This window comes from Chelativorans sp. M5D2P16, from assembly GCF_034427935.1.
In the GTDB taxonomy this organism is placed as follows: Bacteria; Pseudomonadota; Alphaproteobacteria; order Rhizobiales; family Rhizobiaceae; genus Chelativorans.
Genome location: NZ_JAXQNM010000041.1, coordinates 70,794 through 83,471, shown reverse-complemented (window position 1 = coordinate 83,471; position 12,678 = coordinate 70,794). Strand labels below are relative to the sequence as shown.

13 protein-coding genes are annotated in these 12,678 nt (G+C 63.1%); 8 read left to right on the top strand and 5 right to left on the bottom strand.

All coding sequences use genetic code 11. From position 1 onward, the window contains the following. Positions 1-132 precede the first annotated feature (132 nt). A complete protein-coding gene (locus SIN08_RS22210; RefSeq protein ID WP_322449400.1) occupies positions 133-1,320 on the bottom strand; it encodes an MFS transporter in 1,188 nt (395 codons plus the stop codon). A gap of 126 nt (positions 1,321-1,446) precedes the next feature. On the opposite strand from SIN08_RS22210, the gene SIN08_RS22205 reads away from it, so the two are divergent. Further along, positions 1,447-2,013 (top strand): TetR/AcrR family transcriptional regulator, encoded by a 567-nt coding sequence (locus tag SIN08_RS22205; protein WP_322453802.1) that lies wholly within the window; start codon positions 1,447-1,449, stop codon positions 2,011-2,013. Positions 2,014-2,294: 281 nt separating this feature from the next. Here the strand turns inward: SIN08_RS22205 and SIN08_RS22200 are convergent, their stop codons facing one another. Beyond that, positions 2,295-2,921: a class I SAM-dependent methyltransferase gene (locus tag SIN08_RS22200; protein WP_322453801.1), complete on the bottom strand. Its 627-nt coding sequence runs from the start codon at positions 2,919-2,921 to the stop codon at positions 2,295-2,297. Between the two features lie 424 nt (positions 2,922-3,345). On the opposite strand from SIN08_RS22200, the gene SIN08_RS22195 reads away from it, so the two are divergent. Both SIN08_RS22195 and SIN08_RS22190 read left to right on the top strand, forming a co-directional pair. Next, positions 3,346-3,753, top strand: a complete 408-nt coding sequence (locus SIN08_RS22195; RefSeq protein ID WP_322453800.1) for a cupin domain-containing protein — start codon at positions 3,346-3,348, stop codon at positions 3,751-3,753. A gap of 1,203 nt (positions 3,754-4,956) precedes the next feature. Next, positions 4,957-5,322, top strand: a complete 366-nt coding sequence (locus SIN08_RS22190) for a hypothetical protein (RefSeq protein WP_416208119.1) — start codon at positions 4,957-4,959, stop codon at positions 5,320-5,322. A gap of 132 nt (positions 5,323-5,454) precedes the next feature. Here the strand turns inward: SIN08_RS22190 and SIN08_RS22185 are convergent, their stop codons facing one another. Next, complete coding sequence (locus SIN08_RS22185) at positions 5,455-5,841, bottom strand: helix-turn-helix domain-containing protein (RefSeq protein WP_322453798.1); 387 nt, start codon at positions 5,839-5,841, stop codon at positions 5,455-5,457. A 147-nt stretch (positions 5,842-5,988) separates the two neighbouring features. Between SIN08_RS22185 and SIN08_RS22180 the strand changes: the two genes are divergently transcribed. The 4 genes from SIN08_RS22180 (at position 5,989) to SIN08_RS22165 (ending at position 8,606) form a co-directional block, all read left to right on the top strand. Then, on the top strand, positions 5,989-6,600 hold the full coding sequence (locus SIN08_RS22180; protein ID WP_322453797.1) for an NAD(P)-dependent oxidoreductase: 612 nt from the start codon (positions 5,989-5,991) through the stop codon (positions 6,598-6,600). A gap of 72 nt (positions 6,601-6,672) precedes the next feature. Next, positions 6,673-7,317, top strand: a complete 645-nt coding sequence (locus SIN08_RS22175; RefSeq protein WP_322453796.1) for a DsbA family protein — start codon at positions 6,673-6,675, stop codon at positions 7,315-7,317. Positions 7,318-7,349: 32 nt separating this feature from the next. Further along, positions 7,350-7,673, top strand: coding sequence for a MoaF-related domain-containing protein (locus SIN08_RS22170; protein ID WP_322453795.1), 324 nt, complete (start codon positions 7,350-7,352; stop codon positions 7,671-7,673). Positions 7,674-7,712: 39 nt separating this feature from the next. Beyond that, positions 7,713-8,606, top strand: a complete 894-nt coding sequence (locus tag SIN08_RS22165; RefSeq protein WP_322453794.1) for an MBL fold metallo-hydrolase — start codon at positions 7,713-7,715, stop codon at positions 8,604-8,606. Between the two features lie 257 nt (positions 8,607-8,863). On the opposite strand, the gene SIN08_RS22160 is transcribed toward SIN08_RS22165, so the two are convergent. Beyond that, entirely contained in the window at positions 8,864-10,984 is a 2,121-nt protein-coding gene (locus SIN08_RS22160; protein WP_322453793.1) for a pyridoxamine 5'-phosphate oxidase family protein, read from the bottom strand. 34 nt (positions 10,985-11,018) lie between these two features. Next, on the bottom strand, positions 11,019-11,654 hold the full coding sequence (locus SIN08_RS22155; RefSeq protein ID WP_322453792.1) for a glutathione S-transferase: 636 nt from the start codon (positions 11,652-11,654) through the stop codon (positions 11,019-11,021). 113 nt (positions 11,655-11,767) lie between these two features. Between SIN08_RS22155 and SIN08_RS22150 the strand changes: the two genes are divergently transcribed. Further along, entirely contained in the window at positions 11,768-12,670 is a 903-nt protein-coding gene (locus tag SIN08_RS22150; protein WP_322453791.1) for a LysR family transcriptional regulator, read from the top strand. Positions 12,671-12,678: the final 8 nt, after the last annotated feature.

Below are 12,678 nucleotides of genomic sequence, written 5' to 3'. Positions count from 1 at the left end.
TGCGGTAATCGGCGACAGTTGTGTAGCCATGGTGCAGCGGATCATCGGCGAGATATGGCCTAACGTAAGCGTCGAGGCCGATCTCCAAAGCGTATCGGGCTACACGGCACTGGAGGTCGAGATATTAGCCACTTATGCTTTTTGTCCTGCCAGATGTGAAACAGCAAGGGCAATGATAGCCAGGGTTGCGGCGATCAGGCTGACATACTGTGCGCCGACCCACTGGATTCCGACAGCGCCCACCACGCCCGACATGGCGATGGCGAGGTAGAGAATCGCCTGGTTGAGCGAGATCAATACGGCGGCGGCATCGGGCCTGAGCGACATCAGCCGGTGCTGTTGCGGTGTAGTAATGGCAAAGGCGGCCAGTGCATAGAAGGCGATCGTCGCGACGGCAGCGCCGTACTGTGTCGTCGTCCATGGCAGGATGACAGTGCTGACGGCGAGCCAGACCAAAGCGATGGCAACCACCCGCGCGCCGCCGATCCTGTCGGCGAGAAAGCCTGCGCCGAAGTTCCCGATCGTACCGACGACGCCCAGCGTGAACATTAGGACGGCCAGTGCGACACTGCTTCCTGCCGTTGCCGGAGCGAAGATGACGCCGACATAGGTATAGGGAATGAAGACCGCCGTGAAGCCAATAAGCGTCGTCGCCATCACCGCCAGCACTCGCCGGTTCGCAAGCGGGCCTAGCCGTTCCGCCAGCGTTTCGGGCGTCTCGATCGGCACGTGCCTCGGCACCAGGGCGAGCACGCCGAAAAGCCCTGGGAGGGCGAGCGCGGCCGTGAACCACATCGTTGTACGCCAGCCGGCAAATCCGCCAAGTGCAGTGCCGAACGGCGCGCCGAGCGACACAGCTGCGGTGAAGCCGGTAACGACGATGGCGATGGCACGGCCCTGAAACTTCTGCGGCACGAGTGCTGCCGCCGTAACGGAAGCATTGGGGATGAACATCCCCACGCCGACCGCAGCTACCATCTGCGCCAGCAGCACCTGCGCATAGGTGGATGCCAGGGCAGTGCCAGCCGAACCGATCAGATAGGTCACCGTCGCTACGACGAGCACCGTCCGGCGCGGCCAGGAGGCCGTCAGCGTGGTGAGCAAAGGCGCAGCAATCGCGCAGGTCATGGCAAAAACCGTGATGATCTGGCCGGCCTTCGCCGCAGAGATAGCGAACGACTCCATCAGCAGGGGCAACAGACCAGCCAGGACGAATTCGCCCGTGCCCACGGCGAAGACGCCCAAGGCCAGGACTGTGACTCGCCCGAGCCCAGGGGGGTCAACGTCTGTCAGATTTTCTGGTTTGGCTCGCATATCCATGACAGCTCCTTGCCCCCGCTCGCTCCAAGGCTGGACGGGCCGCTTTGCATCTCATAAGTTGGAACCGATCAGTTCCGTTCATGCATTCGGTACTGATTGGTTCCGTATCTGTCAAGGACGCTGTAGATGCCGACACGCGCACGTGAACGTTTGATCGAAACTGCCGAGAAGTTGTTCTATGCGGAAGGCATTCAGGCCGTGGGTCTGGAGCGGCTTCTATCCGTCTCGGGCGTTGGTCGCGCCTCTTTCTACCGGCACTTCGCCAGCAAGGATGATCTGGTCGTCACCATGCTGCGCGGCCACGATAGGGCGTACCGCGAGTGGCTGGAAACGCGCGTCCGCGATCTCGGCGGGGATCCGCTGGCCGTCTTCGATGCGCTCGCGGAACGGTCGGACTGGTCGGGTTATCGCGGTTGCGCATTCATCAACGCAATGGCCGAGATCGCCGACCCCGCCAGTCCGGTATTCCGGATCGCCAAAGAACATAAGCGCGCCGTGGCGGAATTCCTCGGAAAATGTCTAGTCGCCGCAGGTTACCGCGATGCCGAAACGCTCGCCCCGCAACTGGTCCTGCTCATCGACGGCGCGACGGTGACCGCGTTGCACGAGCGTACGAACCAACCTATGCGAGAAGCCAAAGAAATCGCGCGAGGTATGCTGCGGCGGTCGAACGATGCGTTGGCGAACGGATAGCGTTTCTGATCCGTCAGTTCATCTTTGAACGTGGACTGAAGAGGTGAATCAATGAGACGAAATTTGCGAGTCAGGCGGGCCGCCCACGACCTGCTGTCGGAACGGGCAAAGCGTGAAGCGGAGCCACGATTGGAACACGAAGGGAAGTGGCAGTGGCGAGGTCCGGCCGGCCCGACAGATCTGCCCAGGGTTGGTTCGTCGTCCTCGATCGCGGCGAGTCTCGATGTAGCAAAACATGGAAGCATCCCGAATGCTGACCCTCTCCGCAAGGTCTGTGTGCGTCACGCCCGACTCGCCCGAACGCTCAGCCACCGGTCATTGGGCTTTCCGATGCACCGGCGTACTTCGCTGACGATCCAGCCGGTGTCTGTGAGTGCGGACCGCAGGGCAGACTCGCGCCAGTACGTCTCGACGTAGCGCCGAGGCGCTGCAGCGCTGCCGTGTGTGGACACATCCTCGCCATCGCCCTCTCTAACCGAGGCGTGCAGTCGGCCACCGGCACGGGTCGCCTCGGCAAGCCGTCGAAGCACCGTGCCGAAATCCTCGCGCGCGACGTGAATCAGGCAGGCACAGGCCCAGATCCCGTCGTACGGCGTGCCGGGACGCTGCGGGTCGGCCAAGTCTTCGGTCAGCGGGTCCAACAGGTCGGCCTCGAAGCCACTCTCGCGAAGCAGTTCGACGAAACCCTTCGAAATGTCGGTGCGCCGGACGCTAATCCCCCGCTTCTCAAGCTCAAGTGCATCTCGCCCGCCACCGCTTCCGATCTCCAGCACCCTGCCCGAGCCACCCAGCTCGGTCACGAACGCATCGATCTCTGTCGCGACCCATTCGGGCATCGCCGCAGCCTCGGCAGCGTACTCCGCCGCGACCGTATCATAGGACCGCACAGTATCCCGGTCGGTGCTCATCCTAGCGCTCCTCATTCATGACAAGAGGCCCGATGAGCGAGAGGCCCATCAGCCCATTGCGCCCTTACACTTTCCGCAGTTGGTGACATCGCGGGCGACTTGCTTCCCAGCTTTAGCAGAAGTGCGATCAGAGACACTACCGACTGACCACCCATGGCTGCCGGGCGGCAATGCGCCTCCATTTCGGTCGTAGAGGCCAGCTTTGCCACATCCCGTTAGCAGACCTTGCCTGCGACGACGCCGGAGGTAGCGGTTGCGGACCTTCGGGACGTTCCGATAGCCAAGTGGCACGGGCCATATCGAACTCTTCCGGAAACTCGGACGCATGGACCTTCTCAGTGCGATATTGCGCGATCTCAGGCTCGAAAGCGTCGTGCTCAGCTTCGCAGACCTCTACGCGCCGTGGGGCTTCGACTAGAGCAAGGTGAACGGCGCGCCGTTCCACATCGTTACCGAAGGGCGTGCCCTGCTCAAAATGGAAGGAAAGGGCACGGTCGAGCTGCTGGCCGGCGATCTCCTGGTCCTGCCAGGAGGGGCAGCTCACACGCTGGTGTCCGAATCGCATGCAGAGCGCGTCCCGTTCTACGACCTGCTGCGGGCCAACGGCATCGACCCCGATTGGGCCTCGGACAGGAGCGACCGGCGCTTCGATCGTTGGCGCGCCGGGGGAGATGGCTCGCGGACGCGCATGGTCAACGGTGTATTCGGATTTCCGAGCCCAAGGCCCAATCATGTGATCGCCGCCCTGCCGGATGTCATCCTGATCAGGGGGCGGCTGAGATCCGACGAAAGTCGGGCTAGGTGCGCTGCTGCTGGATCCAGGGAACGTTAGGCGCAATTTGGCCTACCTGAGGTGACAGAAGTGCCCGACCCTAGGATGGAAGCGGCAGCTAGGATCCTGAAGTCAAGCATCCAAACAATCGGCCATCTCGCAAGGTGCGGCGAACTCCGCGTTTACAGGGTTCAGCATCCGATCACACGGTATTTTCGAAAATACGTGAATCTAACTGAACTTCAGCAGTTCCGCCAAACGTACATAACCATCACGGAATTGAGTGATGTCTTCGGAATACCAACCGGGCCTCTTGCCATTAAGCTTGGTGCGAAAGGACTGCATCCCAGGGAGGTTCCGCGACGCGTCACCCGGATCTATCGGCGCGCCGATGTCGAAAGAGCTTTCAATGTAGCGTTGCCGGGAAAGTTGGAAGACAATCCTTAATAACCGCCCGACAGGAATTATCGAGCAACGTCATTCTTGGAAAGCGTACCCTAGCCTTGACGGTGCTGTCCGTTTTGCCCGCGCATCTACGCCGTGATCTGTGCAACGGCCCCCAAGAAAACATTTCGAAGCACTGAAGCTGATCGACAAAATCTCCTGGTAGGGCGCGACCTTGCCGGGTGAGTTGCCAACGATGATGCGATCGGCGTTTGGCAGTTCCGCTACTGGCAACCTCTTGACCTCAAGCGATCCGACTTACTACCCCTTGTCAAGGTAACAGTCGCAGATGGCTACATGGGGATGTTCACCTCAGTGGCTAGCATGGCGATGAGACGCCATGCCGTCCGAACCGTAGTGACGCTAGCCACTCCGGCCAAGCCGTTGAACGTTCAGACACGAGACGAATGCAAAACACCTTGGCAAAAAGTGCAAAATAGCTGCCAGCGTAGAAAATTGTCTGCTTTGTTTTCAAGCAGTTACTTAGAGCCTTGGAGCAAAATAGCGTAGCAATCGACACCGGTGTCGATTGCTACGATAGATTGCCTTTTTGGGCGCTATGTTGCCTTTGAGGCAGCAATATTGACCTTTTAAGCGCGCGGCATTTCAAGATGGCGCCTATGTCATCGTTTCCACCCGCGATGATTGTTCACAACAAGTTTGGAATGCGAGCCGATCTGGTCATCGCCGAAACCGCCCCTATGTCCGGTTGCGCGCTACGTTCCGCAACGGGCATCTCATCTACTCCGATGGAGCAATTATGCGTGGTAACCTCTCGCAACGGACAAGCGAAGTGGCCGTCGACGCCGCGCTTCGTTCATAAGCCCCGGGGATATCGCGGGTCATCGGGTGGGCGTGGTCCGCGAGGACCGGGCCGACGCAACGCTTTGGCCGCTGACCGGCCCGAACGGCACCGAGAGGAGCCTGCGCGTCCATCCCGTCTATGTCTGCAACGACGGCGAGGTGGTCCGGGCATGGGCGCTCGATGGCTTTGGCATCGTCGAACGATCCGAGTGGAGCGTCTGTCAGGATTTGCAGACCGGCGGGCTGAACCCGGGTCCTACCCGACGGGTCCTTGCCCGATGCCGATATTGTGGCGCTGCTGCCCCCCGCGCCGTCCGCGCGGTCCGGGTCGACGCATTCGTGGACCGGCTTGCGGCCGAGATTGTGAGCGGCGGGGCATGACGTGCCTTAACTGACAGCAGCCTCCGGCACGGCGCTTCATTGCCCGCCGCTGCACGCAGCACCAACGTCGTGGGCGGGCTCAATCGAGCCATCTATCGGCGGTCGTCGCCGAGGAACCGCAAGACGTTCCGCTCACCGGCCTCCGTTCTTTACGCCATATTCGCCACGTGCCTCGCAGATTGCCTGATGGTTCTCATTCGCCCAGGCAATGAGTCCCTTCATCGGCATCAGGAAGGAGCGGCCGAGGTCCGTCAGCTCGTACTCGACGCGCGGCGGAACTTCCGGATAGAGGGTGCGCCGCACGAAGCCGTCCTCCTCCAGGCGCCTCAGCGTTTTGGAGAGCATCTGTTTGGAGATGTCGGGGATCGCTCGCTCAATCTCGCTGAAACGCATGGTTCCATGCTCGAGCACTTCGAGGATGAGCAGGCTCCATTGGTCTCCGATCCTGTCGAGAACATCTCTGATCGGACAAGGTTGTTCGAACACGAAGGGGATGGAAACGAGTTTACCTTGGCTCATTCTGCTGCGCTCCATGATGCTCGTGGTCACACCGGGCTGACCTGATCACCGGACGATGACGTCTTGCAAGGGCGATCCCGATACCATAGGTGGCTCGATTAGGTCTAGTTTATAGACCTAATCGGAATCTCAAACCGGGGGATAGATATGGCACATATCGCGCTTATCGGCGCATCCGGCAATGTCGGCTCGCGCATTCTCAAGGAGCTGTCCGATCGGGGACATCGGGTTACGGCCATTGCGCGCAACCCCGAAAAGATCGGAGCGCTGCCGGGCGTGACGGCCGTCGCAGGCGATGCGCAGGACAGCGCGTCTCTGGCCGAGCAGATCCGGGGGCATGACGCCGTCGTCAGCTCAACCCGGTTCATCGGCACCGATTTCTCGATCATTACCGACGCGCTGCGCAAGGCCGGCGTCACGTGCTACCTGGTTGTCGGCGGCGCGGCCAGCCTGGAAGTCGCTCCCGGCAAACGCCTTCTCGACCAGCCGGACTTCCCGGCCGCCTACAAGGAGGAGGCCACCAGGGGCGCCGAAACGCTCGCCTACCTGCGCACGATCGACGACCTCGACTGGACCTTCCTGTCGCCCTCGGCAATGTTCGTTCCCGGCGAACGGACGGGCAAGTTCCGGCTCGGCAAGGACGAACTGCTGACCGGCGAAAACGGGTCGAGCATTTCCTTCGAGGATTACGCCATCGCCATGGTGGACGAGATCGAAGACCCCAAGCACATCCGCCAGCGCTTCACCGTCGGATACTGAACCGAGGCCGGCAGCGATCGCTGACCGGCCGCCAAACCGAAAATCCCGCGTCACTTGAGTGAGCCGAAACCTATGTCCGAAACGATCCAGCTTACCTACCTCTTCGATCCGCTTTGCGGCTGGTGCTACGGCGCCTCGCCCGCGATCGGGAAGCTCATGCAACAGGAAGATATCGAGGTCACCGCCATTCCGAGCGGGTTGTTCGCCGGTGCTGGCGCTTTCCCGATGAACGCCGGTTTCGCGGCGCATGCGTGGGAGGCCGACCAGCGCATCGCAAAGCTCACCGGCCAGGTCTTCAGTGAAGTCTATCGCAAGAACGTGCTGGAAAGCCGAACGGGCCTAATAGATTCCGGCCCCGCCACGTTGGCGCTGACCGCTGTACGTCTGACCGCGCCCGAACGCGAATTCGAGGCCCTGAAGGCTATCCAGCGCGCACGCTACGTCGAGGGACGCGACAATGGCGATCCGGCAGTCATCGCCAGTATCCTGGCCGAACTGGGTCTCGATGAGGCCGCCGAGCGCTTTGCGTCACCCGATGAGGAACTGCTCTCGGCCAACAGCGCCCGCATCGATGCCGGCCAGGTCGAGATGCGCCGTTTCGGCGCCCGCGGAGTCCCGACCCTCATCGCCGGACAAGGGCATGACGCCCGCGTTGTCAATTCGAGCGCGCTCTACGGCAGTGCTGACGACTTGATCGCGGGTCTGCGCGCCGCGTGACATCGCCCAACAGCAACGAACGAGGAAAACCCGTGACCGACACCGCATTTCCTGCAACCGGCCATGTCTACAAGGCGGATTATGGCGACCCCGTCTTTCGCGTCGCTTTCAACACGGATGGCAAGACATTGCGGTGGGCACCGTTCGACGCCGAGGATTTCGAGGCCGCCGCCACGACCGAAATCTACAAGGCGACGTACATCCGTCCCGGCGTTTTCATGGTGACCTGGCAGGAGGCGGACGGCATCACCGTCGCCCATGTCGAGGATTTCGAGAACGACACCGTCCACGCCGCCATCACGCTTCCGGACCACAAGTTCCTCACCCTCACCGGGAGCTGGACGCGTCTGGACTGAGTTCCTTTTCCACATCAACCCCGAAACCAGGAGGATCCCATGCTTACGAGAAGAGAAGTCATGAAAACGACACTGGCCGCCGGTGCCGCCATGGCCGTCTCGCCGCTGCCCGCGTTGGCACAATCGTCACTGTCGTGGGAGTATTTCCCGAGCAATGACAGCGGCTTCTTCCGCGCGCCCGTGCTCCTCAAAGGTGCCAGCGAGGCGGTTCTCATTGACGGCGGCTTTACGCTCTCCGACGGCAGCGCTGTCGCCGACGCGATCAAGGCGAGCGGCCTGAAGCTCACAACCGTTTACGTCAGCGTTAACGATCCCGACTACTATTTCAGTCTCGCTCCGGTGAAAGCCGCATTTCCGGATGCGCGCGTGATTGCAGCGCCCGACACGGTCGCCGCTATCGAGGAAAATGTCGCGGGAAAGATCGAGGCCTGGGGACCGCAGCTTGGCGACAACGGTCCGCAGTCGGTCGACGACGTCGTGATGCCGGAACCTTCCGAAGTGACATCGCTTGCGGTCGATGGCGGGACGGTGGAAATCGTCACCATCGAAGACATGCATGATCGCCGCTACCACTGGGTTCCCTCGCTCGAAGCGGTTTTTGGCGGCGTCCTGGTTTACGGCGGTCTGCATCCCTGGATCGCCGACGTCCCCAACCCGGAGGATCGTGCGGCCTGGATCCGCGCTCTGGACGGCATCGCCGAGCGCAATCCGAAGATCGTCGTGCCCGGCCACATGAAGCCGGATTGGCCGACCGATCTCTCCGGCGTCACCTTCACGCGCGACTATCTTGTCGCCTATGAAGAGGAGTTCGCCAAGGCCGAGGACAGCGCCGAACTCATCGCCGCGATGAAGAAGCGCTATCCGGATGCCGGTCTGGATGTTGCCCTCGAGATCGGCGCCAAGGTCGCCAAAGGCGAGATGAAGTGGGGCTGAGCCAAAGGAACAATGGACCGGCCGGCATTCAAGCCGGCCGGTCCCCATCTCACACGAAGCCTCCTGCAACAGGAGACGGTCCTCCCAACTCACTCAGGTGACCAACGGGCGTCTGTGACCGTGTTGCGGGCAATCGCCGTGGCCTCATGTTCGCGGTAGAGCGCGTACCTCTGCCAGGATCTTCGAACCGGTCAGCCGGTGGCGCCGATGGTGGCGATCTTCACGTAAGTGCATCCTCTCTATTTTCAGCACATTCTTCAAAGATCGAGCACGAGCTCGCGGCTTGCGGGTACCGCCGAGCAGATCAGGACTTCATCAGGACCACCGCTTGCGGTGGGTTCCTCGGGGTAGGCGACGGAGCCCTCCACAAGACGGGCCGTGCAGGTGCCGCAGACGCCGGCTCGGCAGCTCCAGGGGGTCTCGATGCCGGCGGCCTCGGCAAGGTCGAGCAGAGAGCCCTCTGCCGGTTTCCAGGAGACGCGTATGCCCGCCCGACGGAAGGTGACGTCGGCTTCCGCCGCCGGCGAAAGCTCCCGACGTTCCTCCTGCATCACCGCTGCCCGGCGTTGGAGCCGCGCCGGGCCGAAAGCTTCGCCATGGATGCGCTCATCGGCGATGCCGAGGCCGGTCAGCAGGTCATAGGCCGTCTGCATGAACCCCGCCGGCCCGCAGAGATAGACCTCATAATCGTCGAGCGGCAAGAGCGACTGTAGCAGCGCCCGGTCGACGCGCCCGGTGCTGTCATGGTCTCGCCCAAGAACATCTTGCGACCGCGGGCGGGAGTAGCGCACATGCACAGTCAGGTTCGCATTGCGTTCGGCGAGAAGGCGGACAGCGCGGGAGAAGACGTGCTCTGCGCCATGCCGCGCAGCATGGATGAAGAAGATCGGACGGTCGGGCTGGCGCGGCCGTCCGGCCATGCCGCCGGTCAGGTGGTCGAGCATGGCGAACATCGGCGTTACGCCGATGCCGGCGGACAGAAGCACGATGGGTCTGCGGCTGCCCGTATCGAGGATGAAGTCGCCACGCGGCGCCAGAGCATGAATGACCGTCCCCGCCCGCGCATGGGCGTGCAGCCAATTGCTGACGCTTGGCCGCGCACCGGCGTGAGTCTGGCGCTTCACCGTCAGTCTGTATTCCCGGCCATTCGCATCGCTGGAGATCGTGTAGGTGCGCCGGAGCGGCTGCGCCTCACCGGGAACCTCGACAGCGACCGGCAGGAACTGGCCCGGCAGGTGAGGCGCGATGGCGTTGCCGTCCTGCGGCGCGAGACGGAAGGAGCGCACCGTCCCGTTCTCTTCTTCGACCCGCGTGACGACGAAACGGCGCCAAGTATTCGCCTGGGCCGCGTCGTCGGCCGCGCGTGCCACGTCCGCCCAGGTGCCGGTGGCGGCGATTTGCGGTGCAGGCTCGGGGTTCGACCAGCGCATGGGCAGGGCATGCGCCATGAACAGGCCCTCGCTCACACGGAAGGAGAGCAGCCGTTCCGCGCCGGGGAAAGCCCGAACCTCAGGCGCATCCCAGATCACCTCGGCCTCGCCCGTCAGCATCAGCACATGACCGGCGGCAAAGTCTACGAAGAGCAGGCCGGCCTTCGGGTTGAGCAGCAGGTTGCCGAAAGTGGAGAAGGCAGAGTTGCCGGCGAAGTCCGGCGCGAGGAGAACGGAGCGCCCGTCCTCCCGTCGCAGGTCGACGAAGCCCGGCTTGCCACCGCGGTGGTTCACGTCGGCGCCTTCGACGGGGTTCTCTCCGCCTGCGCCGGGCGAGGCGGTGGCGATAAAGAAGGTGTCGGCCGTGCGCACCAGCTCGGCCGCTTCGTCCGAAAGAGTCGCACCCTCCCGGCGGATGGGTTTGCTGGCTTCGCCGTTGGAAGCAGGGGAGATGAAATGCGGCGCGCGAGCCTGGATATATTGCGGGCAGTTGCCGAAGCTCTGATCGACAGCGAGGGTAAAACTGTCCTTGCCCGCCTCGATCACCCGCCCGTTCACCCGGTTGCGGCGACGCGTCTCGGGCTGGATGCCCAGCACGCCAACCGCTGCGTCCTTCCTGAGGTTGGCGCGCAGCGGATCGCCTGAGAGCGGCCGCCCTGCGACCGTCAGCCGGCGCGGATCGGGCGATTGCACGAAGCCCGGCGGGCTGGCGAGGATCGAGGCCCAGGGTAACCCTGCAGCATCAAGGCTGCCGAGGATGACGAAGGGCAATTCAGCGAAGAACTCCCGGTGCTGGTCGGGCATGAAGCTGCGGATCACCTTGCGCCCGATGCGCTCGGCCATTTCACGGGCGCCCGCGCGCGCCTGCACGGCCTGCTCCCCTACATGGTAGGGCGAGCTGTCCCGATCCCATCCGGGAAGCGGCTGGTTAGTCTGCGGGGAGGACATGGATCTCTCCAAGGGCCGAACTTGGAACGCGTTGCTAGGCCACCACGGGTCCCGGTACCTCGTGCATCGGCACGAAGCGGGGCAGTGCCTCGATACGGGAAAGCCACGCGCTCACCTTGGGGTAAGGGGTAAGCGCCACGCCGCCTTCCGGTGCGCGCGCCGTGTAGGCATAAAGCGCGACGTCGGCGATGGTGGCCTCCTCTCCAACGAGGAACTGCCTCGAGGCCAAATGGGCTTCGAGGATCGTAAAAAGCTGATTGGCAATGCCTTTCGCCCGCTCGTGGTCGAGCGGGAGCTTGAACACGGTGGCGAGTCGTGCAGTGGCAGGGCCGTAGGCGAGCTGACCCGCCGCGACCGACAGCCACCGCTGAACCGCGGCGGCTGCGACCGGGTCTGCCGGATACCAGCGGCGCGAGGCGTCGTATTTAAGCGCGAGATAGACGAGGATGGCGTTGCTGTCGGCGAGCACCACGTCGCCGTCCTCCAGCACCGGAATCTGGCCGAAGGGATTACGGGCAAGGAAGTCAGGCCTCTTGTGCGCCCCTTGGGCGAGGTCGACATCGACGAACTCGACGGGCAGGCCGAGCAGCGACAAAAACAATTCGACGCGGTGGCAATGGCCCGAGAGCAGGTAGCGATGGAGAAGGACAGGCTTCGTTTGTGCGGACATGGGAACTTCCTTGGAGCAACATCGGATGGACGAGGTTGCAAGAATCGTTCTTTTCAGACGCTGTGTTAATACTAAAAGGGTGCAGCAAATAATTTCGATAATCGGAACAATCGATGGATCGGTTCAGGAGCATTCAGGTTCTCATCGCCGTGGCCGAGGAAGGAGGCTTCGCGCCCGCGGCGAAGCGGCTCGGCATGTCGCCGCCCGCGGTCACCCGCGCGGTCGCCGCGCTGGAAGACCATCTCGACGTGCGCCTGTTCAGTCGCACCACGCGGGTCGTCCGCCTGACCGAAACCGGGGCGCGCTTTCTTGCGGACGGCAGGCGCATCCTGGAAGGGTTGGCCGAGGCTGAGGCCTCAGCCACCGGCGCCCATTCCGAACTGCGCGGCGAGGTCGGGGTGACGGCGCCTTCGATGTTTGGCCGCCTGTTCGTGGCGCCGATCGCGATCGATTTCCTCGCCCGCCACCCGGAAGTCAGCGTGCGCACCCTTCTGGTGGACAGGGTCGTCGACCTGGTCGAAGAAGGCTTCGACATCGCTGTGCGCATCGCGCACCTGCCGGACTCGTCGCTCATGGCGATCCAGGTCGGCTCCATGCGACATGTCGTCTGCGCCGCACCCTCCTATCTCGCCGAGCACGGCGTGCCGAAAGAGCCGGCCGACCTCCTGCGCATGGAGGCGATCGACTTCTCCTTCTCCATCCCTCAGCGACAATGGGCCTTTCCCACCGCCGGCGGCCGCACCAGGATCGTGCGGCCGCCGGCGCGCTTCTTTGCCAATTCGGCAGAGGTCGCCGTCGCCGCGGCTGTAGCGGGGCGGGGCATTGTCCGGTTGCTCGCCTACCAGGTGGAGCAGGAGGTCCGCGCCGGCAAGCTCGAGATCGTGCTCGCCAACTACGAGCCGCCCCCCATCCCGGTCCACGTGGTCCATGTTGAAGGGCGCCGCGCGGCTGCGCGCGTGCGCGCCTTCGTCGATCTCGCGGTCGAGCGTTTGCGCGCTGAGACCTGGTTGAGCTGACCGCCTGC